Annotated in this window: 15 protein-coding genes; 14 read left to right on the top strand and 1 reads right to left on the bottom strand. The window is 62.7% G+C overall.

The genetic code is table 11. The features are described from left to right. From BLT09_RS23710 to BLT09_RS23680, 8 genes are all read left to right on the top strand, one after another. Positions 1–768, top strand: a complete 768-nt coding sequence (locus BLT09_RS23710; protein ID WP_167366520.1) for an SDR family NAD(P)-dependent oxidoreductase — start codon at positions 1–3, stop codon at positions 766–768. Between the two features lie 40 nt (positions 769–808). After that, positions 809–1,810, top strand: coding sequence for a sugar phosphate isomerase/epimerase family protein (locus BLT09_RS23705; RefSeq protein ID WP_091597531.1), 1,002 nt, complete (start codon positions 809–811; stop codon positions 1,808–1,810). After that, positions 1,807–2,619, top strand: coding sequence for an SDR family NAD(P)-dependent oxidoreductase (locus BLT09_RS23700; protein ID WP_091597406.1), 813 nt, complete (start codon positions 1,807–1,809; stop codon positions 2,617–2,619). The genes BLT09_RS23705 and BLT09_RS23700 overlap by 4 nt, the downstream gene beginning before the upstream one ends. Positions 2,620–2,954: 335 nt before the next feature. Further along, the gene (locus BLT09_RS23695; RefSeq protein WP_091597403.1) at positions 2,955–4,142 is read left to right on the top strand and encodes a magnesium transporter; all 1,188 of its coding nucleotides are present in this window, start codon (positions 2,955–2,957) and stop codon (positions 4,140–4,142) included. A gap of 15 nt (positions 4,143–4,157) precedes the next feature. Next, positions 4,158–4,331, top strand: a complete 174-nt coding sequence (locus tag BLT09_RS34415) for a cyclic nucleotide-binding domain-containing protein (RefSeq protein ID WP_167366518.1) — start codon at positions 4,158–4,160, stop codon at positions 4,329–4,331. Between the two features lie 323 nt (positions 4,332–4,654). Continuing rightward, positions 4,655–5,911, top strand: a complete 1,257-nt coding sequence (locus tag BLT09_RS23690) for a tetratricopeptide repeat protein (RefSeq protein WP_091597400.1) — start codon at positions 4,655–4,657, stop codon at positions 5,909–5,911. A 95-nt stretch (positions 5,912–6,006) separates the two neighbouring features. Further along, entirely contained in the window at positions 6,007–6,723 is a 717-nt protein-coding gene (locus BLT09_RS23685; protein ID WP_027152473.1) for a FecR domain-containing protein, read from the top strand. A 15-nt stretch (positions 6,724–6,738) separates the two neighbouring features. Further along, positions 6,739–8,658: a CHASE2 domain-containing protein gene (locus BLT09_RS23680; RefSeq protein WP_091597397.1), complete on the top strand. Its 1,920-nt coding sequence runs from the start codon at positions 6,739–6,741 to the stop codon at positions 8,656–8,658. 14 nt (positions 8,659–8,672) lie between these two features. Here the strand turns inward: BLT09_RS23680 and BLT09_RS23675 are convergent, their stop codons facing one another. Beyond that, positions 8,673–9,467 carry an IclR family transcriptional regulator gene (locus BLT09_RS23675; protein WP_091597394.1) on the bottom strand — a complete coding sequence of 265 codons (795 nt, stop codon included), beginning with the start codon at positions 9,465–9,467 and terminating at the stop codon, positions 8,673–8,675. Positions 9,468–9,699: 232 nt separating this feature from the next. On the opposite strand from BLT09_RS23675, the gene BLT09_RS23670 reads away from it, so the two are divergent. The 6 genes from BLT09_RS23670 to BLT09_RS23645 are packed head-to-tail and all read left to right on the top strand — an operon-like array spanning position 9,700 to position 16,701. Continuing rightward, entirely contained in the window at positions 9,700–11,301 is a 1,602-nt protein-coding gene (locus BLT09_RS23670) for an ABC transporter substrate-binding protein (protein WP_091597391.1), read from the top strand. A 12-nt stretch (positions 11,302–11,313) separates the two neighbouring features. Next, positions 11,314–12,174 carry an alpha/beta hydrolase family protein gene (locus BLT09_RS23665; RefSeq protein WP_091597388.1) on the top strand — a complete coding sequence of 287 codons (861 nt, stop codon included), beginning with the start codon at positions 11,314–11,316 and terminating at the stop codon, positions 12,172–12,174. Further along, positions 12,171–13,781, top strand: a complete 1,611-nt coding sequence (gene ggt, locus BLT09_RS23660) for a gamma-glutamyltransferase (protein WP_023800417.1) — start codon at positions 12,171–12,173, stop codon at positions 13,779–13,781. The genes BLT09_RS23665 and ggt overlap by 4 nt, the downstream gene beginning before the upstream one ends. Before the next feature lie 58 nt (positions 13,782–13,839). Beyond that, the gene (locus tag BLT09_RS23655) at positions 13,840–14,817 is read left to right on the top strand and encodes an ABC transporter permease (protein WP_091597385.1); all 978 of its coding nucleotides are present in this window, start codon (positions 13,840–13,842) and stop codon (positions 14,815–14,817) included. 28 nt (positions 14,818–14,845) lie between these two features. Then, positions 14,846–15,742: an ABC transporter permease gene (locus BLT09_RS23650; RefSeq protein WP_091597528.1), complete on the top strand. Its 897-nt coding sequence runs from the start codon at positions 14,846–14,848 to the stop codon at positions 15,740–15,742. Continuing rightward, complete coding sequence (locus BLT09_RS23645) at positions 15,739–16,701, top strand: ABC transporter ATP-binding protein (RefSeq protein WP_091597382.1); 963 nt, start codon at positions 15,739–15,741, stop codon at positions 16,699–16,701. The genes BLT09_RS23650 and BLT09_RS23645 overlap by 4 nt, the downstream gene beginning before the upstream one ends. The last annotated feature ends 31 nt before the right edge of the window (positions 16,702–16,732 follow it).

The raw sequence follows: 16,732 nt of genomic DNA, 5'->3' as shown, positions 1-16,732 counted from the left end.
ATGCAATTCGCGACTTACCCGAGCTTGACCGATCGCGTCGTGCTGATCTCCGGCGGCGCCTCCGGGATCGGCGCCGATATGGTTCGCGCTTTCGTGGCGAATGGCGCCCGCGTATGCTTTCTCGATGTGCAGGATGGACCCGCGGAGGCGCTGGTGCGCGAGCTCGGTGGCGTCGCCAAACAGGCCCCCCTGTACCTCCATTGTGATGTGACCGACGTTGATGCGCTGCAGGCTTCGGTAGAAGACGTGCGCGCTAGGCTCGGTCCGGTCGCCGTTCTGGTAAACAACGCTGCCGATGATCAGCGCCACCCCGTTGACACGGTGACGGTCGAATGTTGGGACCGCAGCTTCGACGTCAATCTCCGGCATCACTTCTTCGCTGCGCAGGCGGTGCATCCGCATATGAAGGAACTCGGCTTCGGCTCGATCATAAACTTCTCTTCCATCGCCTGGCGTTTCGGCGCGGACCAGATGGTGGCCTATGCCACCGCCAAGGGTGCCGTTGTGGCGCTGACGCGCGCATTGGCGCGGTCGTTTGGATCCGACAACATCCGCGTCAATGCAGTCGAACCCGGCGCCGTCATCACCGAGCGGCAGCGCCAGCTGTGGTTCAAGACCCAGGACGCAATCGACCAGACGGTGCAGCGGCAACTGATCCGCCGCGTCCTGCTGGGCGAGGAGATCGCGCGGACCGTGCTCTTCCTTGCCGCCGATGACAGCCGCATGATCACGAAGCAGTCCATCGCCGTCGATGCCGGTCTGCGCTGATGCGATCGCTTCCAAATCGTTCAACGGAACTGCCAAGCTGATGTTTCGTCTCGGCCTCAACCCATACGGACTGACCTACACTCTCGGCCTACAGGGACGCGGCACGCCGCGGCATAATCCGGACGGGACGGGGCTGGGAGGCTTCATAGCGCTTGCGCAGGAACTGGGCGCACGCACGCTCGAGATCTACGAACCGTGGTTGACCGACTTGCCAGACCCCGAAATCGTCGATCTGCGCAGGCGTCTGGCCGCGCTCGACATCGTCCCGGTGGTCAGTGGCGGACTTCTGGTGGCCGGTCCGTTGGACAGCGCGTTTCGTGCGGCGCGCCTGCTCGAGGCGACAACGATCCGTATCGCACTGACCCCCGTCCTGTGCGGCGACCGCAACCTGTGGGGCCCGAAATGGAGCGAGTTCGACGCGACGATCCGCGCTGCCTTGACGGAATGGGGGCCGCGTGCGGCGGCTGAGGGCCGGGTGCTCGGCATCGAAAACCATCAGGACTTCGGCAGCGACGAACTGGTCGCGTTCTGCGAACTCGGTGGGCCGGGCGTCGGCATCACCTACGACACCGGCAACACCTTCCCTGTCGGCGAGGCGCCGCTTGCCTTCACGCGGCGCATCGCACCGCACGTCCGCCATGTCCACCTCAAGGACTATCGCGTGCAGTTCACCGATGAGGGCTATCGTCTGGTCCGCTGCGCGATCGGCGACGGCGCCGTGCCCTTCGCCGGACTGGCAGCCATCCTCGCCGAGCATCACGACACGCTGACCGCCGTGCTCGAGCCGGGCGCGCTGGAAGCCCGCCACGTTCGCTGTCTCAGCGACGACTGGTGGAACGGGTATGCGCCGAAGACTGCGCGCGAGTTCGCCGCCTGCCTGAGTGCTGCGCGCGTAAACCGCCTTGCTGACGACGCCGACTACCGGACGCCATGGGAGCGCGACGATGACGGCGCGCTGGTTTCGTATGAGCTCGACATGATCCGGCGCAGCGCCGCCAACATGAAGAAGTTCGATTTCATTGCAATGGAGAAATCAGCATGACTGCCCGAGAACTCAGCGGCCTGACCGCCTTCGTGACCGGCTCGGGACGCGGCCTCGGCCGCGTCATGGCCGAACGCCTGGCCGAACTTGGCGCAAACGTCGCGATCCACGATCTCGATTGGACCCGGCCATCGCAGTATGGCGAATTCGCGGACCTCGGCGAATCCGCCAGGGGTTTGGAAAAGCATGGGACACGGGTAACCGCGGTTACGGGCAACATCGGTGACAGGCAAGCCGTTGCCGAAATGAAGAGGAAGATCGAAGCGGAGCTCGGCGATGTGCACGTTCTGGTCAACTGCGCCGGCGGCGATATCGGCGCCAAGGGGGTAAAGCCCAGTCCCAACAACGCGCTCGACATCGACTATGAAGACATCAAGGTGCTGACCGAGAACAATCTCATCGGCACGATGCTGGTCTGCCAGGCGTTCATTCCGCCCATGGTCAAACGCGGCTCAGGCTCGGTGATCAACATTGCCTCAGCGGCAGCGCATATCGGATGCTCGCCGGAGGTGGTCTACTCCACGCTCAAGGCGGCCGTCGTGCATTATACGCGTTGCCTCGCCAAGGAACTGATCGACGATGGCGTGCGCATCAATGCGGTGAGCCCCGGCGCCACCAAGACGGCACGGTTCCAGGCGAGCCGCGTCGTCGATCCGGAGCGCATGGATTCGAGCAAGAAATCGCTGAACCGCTATGCCGAGCCTGAAGAGATCGCCGAAGCGGTGGCCTTCCTCGCCGGTCCGCGCGCGCGTTTCATCAACGGGCAGGTCATTCGCGTCGATGGCGGCTTCACCATCTTCCCAGGTTGAATCGCGGCCGGCACGCGAACTGTCGGGCTGAGCGCACCCCAATGAGCAGGGCCGCGACGGCCCATTTGCCGACCTTACTTCGTTGATGAGTTGCGACGTGCTCGCAGAGCTCGGGAATCGACGGTGAAGTTTCGGCAACACGTCAATTCTCTTGGCGACACGCTGACGTTACAGCCCGCCTGTATGCACCCACGCAATGGCTCAGGGTCGGTCTACTCGGCGCCCCGAGAAGGCGAAGATTCCGGATCGAGGCGCTTAGGCCACCGTGCGCTGGGCAGAGCGAACCGGTTCCGTCTATAAGCTCAGGGGCGCAACATTAGAGGTTGGGGGAACAGATGAGGGAAGAGAACGACATTGAGAAGTTGGTGCGCACGCTGCGTGCTCGAGCCCCTGACGACGCGGCTGAATTGCTAGCCCGAGAGTCTCCCGAGTTCATCCGCGACGCACTAAAGTTGTTACCGGATAGGCACGCCCGGAAGGTGGCGGAGCATTTTCCCTCGCAAAGGAGGCCCATCAAATCTCATACCGACGGCAAGGATCTAGCGATCCCCGAGGCCATCGTTGAGCTGATGGATCCGATCCCCGCCAGCGTTGCTGTCGGGACGACGGTAGCCGCCGCGGTCGAGGCCGTCAGGCGCGCGCAGGTGCCGACCGAGTTGACTTACCTCTACATCACGGACGAGGGCGATAGACTGGTTGGCCTAGTGGTCTTGCGCGATCTGATGCTGAGCGAGGCCGACGCGACGGTGGATCAGATTATGCTGGCAAGTCCGTTCGCCCTTCACGTCGATATGCCTTTGAGCGAAGCCTGCAAGGCGGCGGTACGCCGTCACTACCCTGTCTATCCCGTGGTGGACGCGGAGAACCGGCTGCTCGGGCAGGTTCGCGGCTGGCGGCTGTTCGAGCAGCAAATCATCGAGATTTCTGCCCAGTCTGGCCAGATGGTGGGTGTCCAGAAGGAGGAGCGTTCTTTCACTCCGCTGTTTTCAGCCTTCTTGAAACGTCATCCGTGGCTGCAGCTCAACCTGCTGACGGCCTTCATAGCCGCTTTCGTGGTCGGCTCGTTCACAGGCACGATCGAGAAGATCGTCGCGTTGGCGGCGTTCCTCCCGGTGTTGGCCGGACAGAGCGGAAACACCGGCTGTCAGGCGCTGGCTATTACGCTGCGTGGCCTCGCCTTAGGGGATGTGGACAAACGACCGAAGCTGCACTTGGTGCTGAGGGAGGGAGCGCTCGGGATCGCCAACGGCTTGCTCGTCGGTCTGGTGGCGGCTGCGGCCATGTGGTTCTACGCTTCACGGCAGCCGGAGTCGGCATCCCAGGCGCCCATGCTGGCGCTTGTGATCCTGCTCGCCATGTCCGGATCGTGCCTCATGTCCGGGATCTCCGGCGTGCTGATCCCGTTGGGCCTGCGGCGGGTCGGCGCCGATCCGGCCGTGGCTTCCGCGATCTTCCTCACGACGGTGACCGATATTGTAGGCATGGGCCTGATGCTGGGACTGGCCACCATGCTCGTGCTGTAGGCACGCTCGACGGACGTGATCGCGGACGAGGACGTTGTTGCCTATGAAGTGACCTCGTCGGCGTTCAACAAGATAACAAAGGCTAAGCCGCACATCGCGCAGGCCGTCCTGAGAAGCATCGCCCGCCAGCTCTCTGAGCGCTTGCGCAACGCGGCGGAAGACCTTCGGATGAGCTCCATGTGGCCCTGATGCGTCGTGCGGCGACCAGATACGTGGAGAATCGCGCAAACAATATTGATCTTGTCGGCTGCGCAATCCACCGCTGATTATGATTTGGCTTAGTTGCCGTTTGTAGCGAATACTTGCTGGAAGCCAAGCAACGCTGAGAAGATGTTTGACCAACCAGCGTAGGCGAAATGCGAATGAACGCGATAGTTTGTTGCGCAGCTGCAACAGCTGCTGAAGACTCGGAGGTTTCCTGACAGTTCTGTCGCTTTTTTTCGTGCAGGCGTGCTAGATCCGCTGCACTAGTCGGGTTGGGGTGGGTTCTCGGCATGCATTCCTCGTTTTCAATGATCCTCGGCTTCGCCGCGGCACTGCTTTGTACCGGCATATTGCCGGCCGGCGCACAAGGTCTCTATCCGGCCTATGACGATGCGTTTTCGGCCCGCATTGCCAATCCGACCGACAACGGAGCGCTAGCTCAATTCGTCACAGTTGCCGTCAACGCAGGGCAGTACGATCAGGCGATCTCGTCGATCGAGCAGTATCTCATCAAACATCCTCGCGATGCGCGTGCCCGGCTCTCGGCCAGCCGGTTGTATTATCATGTCGGCTCCTATGAATTGGCCCGGCGGCAGGCGCAGTACGGCCTCGAGGTCGGGGACCTGTCCGCGGATGAGCAGCAGGAAGCCGTGCGCCTGCTCGCCCGCATCGAGCGCGCGTTACGTGGCGTCACCTGGGAAGTCGCTCTGACTGGCGGCATGTTCAGCGCATCCACCGATTTTGAGCCGGGCGGGGCCGAAGACGACCGCACCTTGGTCTCGCCCTATGGGCGGGCGGAAGGCTTTATCCGATGGGATCTCGGGACGCCAAGTGCTGATGCACTTGTCCTCTCGGGCTCGCTGGCAGCGACAGAGCGCTTTTTCACCAAAGACCTGTCGGTTCCCGGTGCCGAGGAGACTTTTATCCACGGGAACGCCGCCATTACCTTGGACAAGGGACTGCCCAACAGCGGGATCGATTCGCTACGGCTGCTACTTTCCGCGTTCGCCGTCACAGATCGCTTCGACAGCGACGTTCACGAGACCGGCGTCGGCCTAAGTGGGCGCTTCCTCGTGCGCCCCACCGTCGAGACGACGCTTTTTGCAGGTGCCGGCTACATCGATCTAAGCAGCTCGAAAGGCATCTTCGCCGATAGCAGGGTCTTCTATGAGGCAGGCGGCAGCTACCGCTTCCGCAATGGCCAGGCGCTCGGACTGCGCCTAGTCGGCTCGACTGACTTCGCCTCCGGAGTTGGCGAAATCGGCCGCAGCTACATGGGAGAGGTCCGCTACGGCGGCGTGGTGATGGAAGTACCGGACCTTTTCGCATGGTCTCACCAGGTCGCCGTCTCGGCCGGCCACAGCGACACTCCCGACTTGTCCGTCGGCATCGGCACGAACATCCAGAGCGACTTCTGGCGCATTGCCTCGGAAAGCGATTTTCAGCTCACTGAATGGCAGAAGGTCAGTGTCGATCTCGCCTATCGCGAAACCGACTTCGAGATCGCCAGCGGCGACCGAGATTCATTCGAATTGCTCGTGAGCTACACGTTGACACTCAACTGAAAGAGGCCGCGATGAGGACCCTGTATCGTCAGATAGCCACTTGTATCGCCTGCCTTGCCTTTGCGGCACCATCTGGCGCTGAAACGGTTGGGTCCATGACGGCCTACCAGACCAACATCATCCGCAATCACGGCGAGGCGATGAACGTCGGCGCTGGCGTCGAACTCGGCGACCAGCTGCGCAGCAATATCACCGGTCTCGGAATGCTCGTGTTCCGGGACGAGTCGAGCGCCAAGATTGGTCCGAACACCAGCCTGACGATCGATGAATTCGTCTACAATCCGGGGTCCCGATCAGGAAAGATCGACATCAGGATGAACAGCGGCCTGGCCCGTTTCTACGGCGGCCAGGTTTCGAAAGGCGGCGACATGCAAGTTGCGACGCCACACATGGTGCTCGGAGCCAGAGGTGGCATCATTGAGGTGCTTGTGATTGCTGGTCAGACCGTCGGCATACTGCGCGCCGGCCGCATGACCTGCATGATGAATGGTCGCAAGCTCGTGATCACAAACCCGGGCCACGCCTGCACGTCGGACAATGACAAACTGCTGACCGGCTACGGCGGTATCGACGCGTTCCCGATTTTGGACAGCATCGATCGAATAGCCGGCACCGGCCTGCCAGGCGAACCGGGTCCGGGGCTGAACGTAAGCGCGATTTGTGCGTCAGCACTCGGCAATTCGCTCAAAGCCTGCAAGTCCACCGACGGCGCATTGCCCGGCGTGGCCATGGAGTTCCCTGACAGCCCAACGCCCCCTGTAGGCAGTGGGGTGGATGATGAGGATGATGACTGCTTTCCCGACTGCCGGTAAGGCTGGCCGAGCGGCATGAGCCCCTCGCTTGATTGGCGGCGGGCTGCCAGGCGGAAAATACCTGGTCTTGCGGTCGTACTCTTGCTGCTCGCTTGCCATTTTGCTTTCGACGGGCCGCTGTCGCGCCTGCGCGAGCGCACGTACGACCTCTACCAGTCCCTCGCCCCGCGCCAGGCGACGAGCAATCCTGTTGTCATTGTCTCGATAGACGACGCGAGCCTTAAGGCATATGGGCGATGGCCTTGGAACCGTGGCCTTTTGGCCGATCTGGTCGATGGTGTCGCCGAGTCCGGTGCCGCGGTGATCGGGCTTGCGCTGGTGCTGCCCGAGGCTGATACCTCTCCTGATGGCATCGCTGGAGACAAGCGCCTCGCCAGTGCACTGGCGAAAAATCGAACGGCGCTCGCCGTCAGCCTGGGCAACGAGGTGACGGTTTCAGAAGCAGAGCCCAAAGCCGGCTGGTCGATCGTCGGGCAGGTACCCGAGACGCTTCCTGGCTTCACCGGTCTGACAGGCTCCCTTCCTGATATCTCGAGCGCCGCTGCAGGCCTCGGCGTAATTCGCACTTTGCCCGATCCCGACGGCGTACTACGCCATGTGCCGCTGCTCTGGCTCCGAAATACGGCTCAAGGCGTGCAGCTCTGGCCGTCGTTCGCGCTCGAACTCCTGCGCCTCTACGCCGGAGAGAACGGCTACGTAGCTCGGATGAATGTCGCCGGGTTTGACGCGCTCAGGATGGCCGGGACCATTGTGCCACTTGAGCCGCAGGGCAGCATCCGCCTTTGGGAAACCGACACCAACACGCCGCGCATATCTGCCAGTGATATCCTTTCGGGTCGCGGCGATCCGCTGCTGCGGAACGCCATCGCCATTGTTGATCTGTCAGCCGTGGGATTGACGCAGTATCTGCCTACCCCGGCGCGTTCGGCGCGACCAGGCGTCGACATCCACGCAGATGCAATCGGCCAGATGCTTGCCGGGCGCTATCTTGTAGAGCCAACGCAAGCGCGTACGCTGGAGCGGCTGTGGTTGGTCCTCAGTGGCATCGTTTTCATCGGACTTTCGGGAGTTCTCGCCCAGCGTGTCATGCTTGGCGCCCTCGCTCTGGCGCTCCTGGCTGCCACTCCCTTCGTGTTTGGCGCTCTCGAATACAGCCTGCAGGGTGCGCTCTATGACCCACTGCAGCCGGCGCTTGCGACAATCCTCGTAGCTGGCTTCGAAGGCTATGCCCTCTACAGGCGCAGCGAGCAGCGCCGGTCCACCCTGGCGCGGCAGTTTTCCCAATATCTGTCGCCCTCTGTGGTGCAGCGCCTGGCAAATTCGGATACCGAAGCGATCCTGTCCGGAGAGAAGCGCGAGATCACAATCCTGCTGAGTGATATACGCGGCTTCACGGCGATGAGCGAACAACTCGATGCCCAGGAAATCGGAAAGGTGGTCAATCACTTCCTCGGCCTTGCGACCGATGAGATACTCAAGCGCGACGGGACCATCGATAAGTTCATGGGCGATGCCGTGCTAGCTTTCTGGAACGCGCCGCTTGATCAGCCAGATCATCGCGAGCGCGCGCTCGAAGCCGGGCTCGCCCTGATCGAACGGGTCAAGCGGGAAAACGCCGCGCTCACCGCGCGCGGGCACCCCCCTATCGAAATCGGCGTCGCCATCGAGACTGGCATCTGCTCCGTCGGGAATTTCGGCTCCGAACGGCGCTTCGATTACACCGCGATCGGCTCGCCGGTGAACCGCACGGCACGGCTCGAGTCAACGACCAAAAAGCTGAGTATCCCCCTGGTGCTTGGTCCCGGATTTGCCCAAGGAGCACCGATGCCGGTTGTCCAGGCGGGTGCCTTCGAACTCCAAGGCTTCAAGGGTGAGGTGCCGGTTTTCACCGTTCCGGAGATACAGCCCTCGTCGCAATCTGCCGAGGCAGTGTGATGCTTGGCACCAGTTCAACTCGCTATGTCATTGGCAGCCGGCGAGCGGAAGCCAAGGGCGGCGGAAATACGATGGGCGGCCCGGGCCACCATGTCGCCCAGTTCGCTTATACGCTCTTCCGGCACCCGGTTTTCCGGGGCAGCGATGTTCAGCGCCGCGATTATCTTACCCGGCGCCACGAACACCGGTGCGGTGATCGAAATCAGATCGTCGTTGATCTCGCCGCGACTGACGAAAAACTTCGCCTTGCGGATTTGCTCGAGCCCGCCCCTAAGAAGCCGAGGATCGGTCACCGTTTTCTTGGTGAAGCGCTTCAACGGGCCGGAAAGAATGGCCTCGCGCTCCTCATCACCCATATGGGCCAGGAACGCCTTGCTCGAACCGGCATGTAGCGGACGCCGCCGGCCGACAATCGCATTGACGCGAAGGTCCCGCTTCGGCTCCCATTTGGCGACGCAAAGGCTTTCCTGGTCATCGCGGATCCGCAACTGGGTGGTTTCGCCGATCTTCTGACCGAGTTCTTCCAGAACAGGGTTTGCTATGCGGATCAGGTCCATCTGTTCGCTGGCGGCGTGGCCCAGCATCAATGCAGCGAGGCCGAGGCGATAGCCTTTTCCATCCGATGATCGCGCCAGCAAGCCGCGCCGCACCAGCGTCTGCAAAAGCCGGAAAGCGCGCGCCTTGCTGTCGCCGGAACGCCGCGCGATTTCGGAAACGCCAAGATCTGCCTCGCCGGCCACAGTCTGCAACAAACTGATCGCGCGATCGACGGAATCGACCGTGTACCGGGTATCTGCTTGATCGGTCATTTCTCACTTCCTCGCCAAAGCGTCTCGTGCAGGAGGTTAAACGAGAAGATTTGTATCGTCTAGTGAAACGATGGTTTATCTGTATTGACAAATAGTGAAGCTTTCGTTTCACTCGCTGTCAGGAAGGAGGCCGGCACCATCAGCGGATCCCAAGCTGGGCTCGATCATGGCAAGCGGCAGCGGAAAAGAACTCCTCCGATGGAACTATCCAGAGTGGACACGGAGAAAACCAATGATGAACCGGACAATATCGCGCCGTGCGCTGATGCAATGGGCGCTCGGCGGTGCCGCCGTCTTGCACGGCATTAGCTTGACGGGGCTGGCCCAGGCAGCGGCAACCGGCCAATTGCGGATCGGCATGGCTGCTCCGCCGACGACGCTAGACCCGCATCTGAAGAGCAATGCGCCGAACAACGCGCTTGCCACCCATATCTACGACACGCTTGTCGCCAACGACGAAAAGTCGATCTCCAGACCGGGGCTGGCGACGGCCTGGCGCGCGGTCGACGACACCCATTGGGAGTTCGACCTGCGCCCAGACGTGCGCTTCAGCGACGGTGAGCCGCTCACCGTAGACGACATCGTCGTCTCATTCGACCGGGCCAACACCATCGACAGCACGGCGTCGTTCCGGACCTACACGCGCAACATCAAGTCGATCACCTCGCCCGAAACCGGCAAGCTTCTCATCGAAACCAAGCAGCCGGAGCCGCTTCTGCCCAATTCGCTCAGTCGCATTCGCATCATCCGCGCCAAGTTCAAGGATACCCCGAGCGATCAGTTCAACAACGGCACCGCGGCGATCGGAACTGGCCCCTATGTGCTGAAGGAATATGTTTCCGGCAACCGTGTCGCGCTTTCCGCCAATCCCAACTACTGGGGACCGAAGCCTGCTTTGCCGGACGTCGAGCTCCGCATCGTCACCGATGCCGGCGCGCGGCTTGCCAACCTGCTCGCCGGCGATCTCGATCTCGTCGAACAGGTGCCCTACGAGGGTGTTGCCCGCGTCGAACAAGACGAGCGCTTTCACATCATCCGCGGCGTATCGAGCCGGGTGGTCTTCTTCTCGCTGGACACGTTCAGGGACGTGACGCCCTTCATCAGCGGCAAGGATGGCAAGCCGCTCGACCGCAACCCGCTGAAGGATCTGCGTGTGCGGCAGGCGCTGTCCATGGCGATCGACCGCAGCGCCATTGTCGAGCGCTTGATGCAGGGCAATGCCATTGTCGCTTCACAGTTTCTGCCCGCCGGCGCCCCGGGCACCTCGGCTGCTATCAAACCCGTTCCATTCGACGCTGCAAAAGCCACGGCCCTGCTTGCCGAGGCCGGCTACCCCGATGGCTTCCGCCTGACGATCCACGGGCCCAATGATCGTATCGTCAACGATTCGAAGATCGTGCAGGCCGTGGCCCAGATGTTCTCTCGCATCGGCCTGGAAGTCAGCGTCGAGGTCATGCCCTGGTCGGTTTATGCCGACAAGGCGGATGCCCATGAGTTCAGCGTCAATCTGGACTCCTGGGGCGTCAACACAGGCGAAACCTCGAACCCGATGACAGCTCTGGTCGCGACGCAGAATCCGGACGCCGGTATGGGCATCGCCAATTCGGGTCGCTACTCCAATTCCGATCTCGATGCCAAACTGGCTGTGGCGAAGCGGACGCTGGACGACACCAAACGCGAAATGATGCTCTCGGAGCTCAGCGACATCGTCTTCAACGACGTCGCCCTGATTCCGCTGCACCATGAGGTTCTCGTCGTGGCTGCCCGAAAGGACCTTCAGTTCACGACGCGGGCCGACCAGTATACGCTGGCCATGAACGCCAAGATTGTCTGAGGAGGTGTAGACTTGACGAGCATCGTCACGGGATCTGTTGCGGATCGCGGTCGCGCTACATACGATCTTGGCGCGACCGCCATCTTTGCTTCCAAATCGGACCCACGCTTCCACTATTGCCTGTATGTACCGCCTGCGGTTGGGGAAGGCGCCCAAGTCGACCTGCTGGTGGCCGTCCATGGTACCGGCCGCACCTCGTTCCTGGGTTTCCGTGATGCGTTCGCCGAGTTCGGGCGCTGGAACGACTGCGCCATTTTGTGCCCGGTGTTTCCAATGGGCGTTCTCGGCGACGATGCCCGCAGCGGATACAAATACATGATCGAGGGCGACATCCGCTACGATCAGGTGCTGCTCGCGATAGTCGAGGAAGTCGTCGCGAAATACCGTCAGGACTGGACCCGCTTCGCTATGTTCGGATTTTCCGGCGGCGGGCATTTCACCCATCGCTTCGCCATCCTTCATCCCGACAGGCTATGGGCGGCGTCGATCGGCGCACCGGGATCGGTGACCCTGCTCGATCCCACGCGGGACTGGTGGGTGGGGATTCGCGACCTGCCGGAGAAATTCGGCATTACCTTCGACGCCGCCGCGCTGGCAAAAGTGCCTGTCCAGATGATCGTCGGCGATGCCGACCTGGAGACCTGGGAAATCACGCACGCCCAGGACAGCACCCATTGGATGTCGGGCGCCAACGATGCAGGACAAACGAGGCCGGAGCGCCTCAGGACGTTGTGTCGATCGTTCGAGGAAGCGGGTGTGCGCGTACGCTTTGATTTGCTGCCCGGGGTAGCCCACGAACGCGACGCGGTTCTCGATCCGGTCAAGGATTTCCTGGCCCAGGCGCTCAAGGAACGACGGAACGCATCAAGATGAATGCAATGATCGTTGCGCCGCAGCCGGAGGCGGTCGAGGCGGGCGCTCTGGTGCTCAAACGCGGCGGCAACGCCGTCGATGCGGCGATCGCCTGCGCTTTCATGCAAGGCGTCGTCGACCCTCAAATGGCCGGCATCGGGGGCTTTGGCTCGATGCAGGTCTATATGCCGCGACGCGGCGTGCACGAGGTGCTAGAATTCTACGCCAGGGCGCCGCTCAAAGCGTCGCCTGAAATGTGGAGCGACCTTCTGGTCGGCCAGTCGCGCGACGGCTTCGCCTTTCTGCTGGAAGGCGGCATCAGCGAGATCGGCTATCTCGCCGTCTGCACGCCGGGCAGTGTCAAGGGCTATGCCGAGGCGCTGGCGAGATACGGCACTTTTGAGTGGGCCGACGTCGTCGCACCCGCCGCCAAGCAGGCGAGGCGCGGCTTTATGGTCCGCCCGCATGTCCATTGGTACTGGGCCCAGGACGGCGTAGATACCGGCGAAGTGCGGACCCTTGACAAGCTGCGCTTCAGCAACACGGGGCGCGCCATCTATTTTCGCCCGGACGGCGCGGTCAAGCTGCCAGGCGACGTCGTCGTCAACACCGACCTCGCCCAAACGCTCGAGCGCATCGCGGCCGCCGGTCCGGACATTTTCTACAAGGGCGAGATCGCCGAAGAAATCGCCGCCGACATGGCCGCCAACGGCGGCCTTATCGGGAAGGATGATCTGGCGCGCTATGAGCTATCCACCGCGCAACCGCTCTGGGGCGAGTATCGTGGCTACGATATCGCGACCAGCCCGCCGCCCGCCAGCGGCATATCCATGCTGCAATTGCTCCACATCCTCGAGCATTTTGATGTCGGAGCCATGGAGCATGACGGTGCCGAGCACATCGTCCTGCTAGCGGAGGCGATGAAGCGCATGACCATCGACAAGGACCGCCATCTCGGCGATCCTGCCTATGTCGACGTGCCGGTCGCGCGGCTGCTGTCCCGCGACTATTGCAGCGGGCTCGCCGCCGAGATCAAGGCCGGGCTGCGCGCCAGGATCGAGCGCGTCGATGACCGGTCGCCGCGCGACACGACCCATATTTCGGTGGTCGACCGTGAGGGCAATGCCGTCGCCTTGACCCACACGCTGGGCAGTCCCTCGGGGGCGATCACCGATGGCCTGGGATTCATGTACAACGGAACGATGAGCCGCTTCGACCCAAGGCCGGGCCGGGCCGGATCGCTGGCTCCCGGCAAGCGGCGGGCCAGCTCTGCGGCGCCCACAATCGTATTCAAGGACGACCGGCCGGTGATCGTCATGGGAGCGCCCGGCGGCAGCTATATCGCGCCGTCCATGGCGCAGGGGCTGATGAATCTCATTGATTTCGATATGAGCATGTCGGAAGCGGTGGCCGCCCCGAGGATCGTGGCGGTGTCGAACACAATCGACGTCTCCAATCGCATTCCGCGCTATGTCACTGAAGAAATCGAGGGCCGGGGCTACGAAGTGAAGCGCTCCTGGCAAAGTTACGCTTTTGCCGCCCTCCACGGCATCCAGATCGAAGACGGAATTTGCCGCGGCGGCGCCGATCCGCAGCGCGACGGCATGGCGATGGCGGTGCCGGCGTGATGTGCCGCGCACAGACGACCGGCGACCCTTTCCGGCAATCAGGCTGCGGAGCGATGCCATGACCGCAGCCGTCGCGCGCCGGCTGCTCCAGGCCGTGATGGTCATGTTCGCCATGACGGTTATCGTCTTCATCGCGATCAACGTCATCGGCGACCCCGTCGACATTTTGATCTCGCCCGACGCCGATCAGATCGAGCGCGCGCGCGTCGTCCAGGCACTCGGGCTCGACCTGCCGCTTTGGCAGCAGTACCTCCGCTTCCTCTGGGCAGCGCTGCATGGCGACCTTGGCGAGAGCTACGTCTACAACGAGCCGGCGATCAGGGTGATCCTGCAGCGACTGCCGGCAACACTCGAACTGGCCGTCTCTGCCATCCTCATTGCCATCGTCGTCGGCGTGCCGCTCGGGCTTTATGCCGGACTGCGGCCGGATGGCATCTTGAGCCGCGTCATCATGACCGTCAGCATCCTTGGCTTCTCGTTGCCGACCTTCTGGGTCGGGCTGGTGCTGATCATGTTTTTCGGCGTGCAGCTCGGCTGGTTGCCGAGCGGCGGGCGCGGCCAGACCGCCGAACTGTTCGGTGTCCAATGGGCGTTCCTGACCAAAGACGGCCTTGCCCACCTGATCCTGCCGGCGGTGAACCTGGCCTTGTTTGACGCCTGCCTCATTCTGCGCCTGACGCGCGCCGGCGTCGCCGAAGTCCTGCCGCTCGATTTCGTCAAGTTCGCGCGGGCCAAGGGCCTCAGGGAAACGCGCGTGATCGGCGTCCACGTCTCGAAGAACATCATGATCCCGGTGGTGACCATCATCGGCCTGGAATTCGGCTCTATCGTCGCCTTCTCGGTCGTCACCGAAAGCGTGTTCAGCTGGCCTGGCATGGGCAAGTTGATCATCGACAGCATCAACGTGCTCGACCGTCCGATCATCACCGCATACCTGATGGCGATCGTCGCCTTCTTCGTCATCATCAATCTCGTCGTCGACCTGACCTATACGGCACTCGACCCGCGGGTGCGGCTCCAGGGCGAGGGACCGTGACATGAGCGTCGACACCTTGCCGCCACCGATGACTACCGAGGCCGAGAAGGGTGAAGAGGCGCCGTTTCGAGTGCTCGTGCGGGCATTCTTCCGCTCGCCTGCCGCCATTGCCGGCTTCGTGCTGCTGACCGCGATCATCGGGCTGGCGCTGCTCGCGCCACTTATAGCGCCGCAAAATCCCTACGACCTCAACCAGCTCGACATCATGGACAGCCGCCTGCCGCCCGGCTCGCAATCGATGACGGGCATGATTTTCTGGCTCGGCACCGACGACCAGGGTCGTGACATGCTTTCGGGCATCATCTACGGCCTGCGCATATCGCTCGGCGTCGGCGTCAGCTCGGCGCTTTTCGCCGCGCTGTTCGGCGCCTCTTTAGGCCTGCTCGCCGCCTATGTCGGCGGTCGGACCGAGACGGCGATCATGCGCATCGTCGATCTGCAACTCTCCTTCCCCTCCATTCTCGTTGCACTGATGATCCTCGCCTTTCTCGGCAAGGGAATCCTCAACGTCGTACTCGCTCTGGTGATCGTCGAATGGGCGACTTATGCACGTGCCGCGCGCGGCACGGCGCTGGTGGAGCGGCGCAAGGAATACATGGAGGCGGCAGAGTCGCTCGCCATTCCGCGATGGCGCATTCTGTTCGTCCATCTTCTGCCCAACTGCCTGCCGCCGCTGATCGTGATCGCAACGGTGCAGGTGGCGCGCGCCATTTCGCTGGAGGCGACCTTGTCCTTTCTTGGCCTCGGTGTGCCGATCACCGAGCCGAGTCTCGGCCTGTTGGTCGCCAACGGCTATCAGTACATGCTCTCCGGCATGACGTGGATCAGTTTCTATCCCGGCGTGGCGCTGCTGATTACCGTGGTTGCGATCAACCTCGTCGGTGATCGGCTCCGCGACGTGCTCAACCCGCGGGGGCGCGAATGAACGCGACCGTGCTCGAAGTCCGCGATCTCAGGACCCATTTCGGACAAGCAAAAGCCGTTGACGGCGTCTCGTTCAGCGTCGCGCGAGGCGAGGTTCTGGGTCTCGTCGGTGAAAGCGGGTCCGGCAAATCGGTCACTGGCTTTTCCATCATCGGCCTTGTCGATCCGCCAGGCACGATCGTCGGCGGCCAGATCGTCTTCGACGGCCGCGACATCACCCGCTCCAGCCGCGAGGAGATGCGAGCGCTGCGCGGGCGCCGCATGGCGATGATCTTCCAGGATCCGATGATGACGCTGAACCCGGTCCTGCGCATCGACACGCAGATGATCGAGGCGGTGCAGGCGCATGAAAACGTCTCGCGCATGGACGCCAGGGCGCGGGCGCGCGACGCGCTCGGCATGGTCGGGATCCCGAGTCCGGATGAGCGGCTGCAGGCCTATCCGCATCAGTTTTCCGGCGGCATGCGCCAGCGCGTCGTTATCGCTATTGCGCTGCTGCACCGGCCAGACTTCATCATCGCCGACGAGCCGACCACCGCGCTCGATGTGACGATCCAGGCACAGATTCTCGCCGAGATGCAAAAGCTCGTGGCGCAGAACAACACGTCGCTGATCTGGATCACGCATGATCTCGCCGTCGTCTCGCGGCTCGCCGACCGGATCGCCGTGATGTATGCGGGCCGCATCGTCGAATCCGGCCCGGTGTCGGACGTTCTCGCCCGTCCGTTGCACCCTTATACCGCCGGTCTGATCGACTCCGTTCCCAGCCGGAACCGGCGTGGCGAGCGGCTTCGGCAGATCCCGGGAATGGCGCCCAGTGTTGCGCGGCTGCCGGCCGGATGCGCTTTCGCCCCGCGCTGCGCGCGCGCCGACGCGGCGTGTGCCCAGGCGGTGCCTCTGCTCACTGCTGGCCCGCGCGAGCACCGCTGCGTTCATCCCTTGCCGGAGTTCCGCGTATGATCCCCTCCACTCCGGTTGCGGCAGACATTCA

It is taken from the genome of Mesorhizobium muleiense (assembly GCF_900099905.1).
Taxonomy (GTDB): Bacteria; Pseudomonadota; Alphaproteobacteria; order Rhizobiales; family Rhizobiaceae; genus Mesorhizobium; species Mesorhizobium muleiense.
Note: the sequence above shows the minus strand (reverse complement) of the source record. Positions and strands in the feature narration are given on the sequence as shown.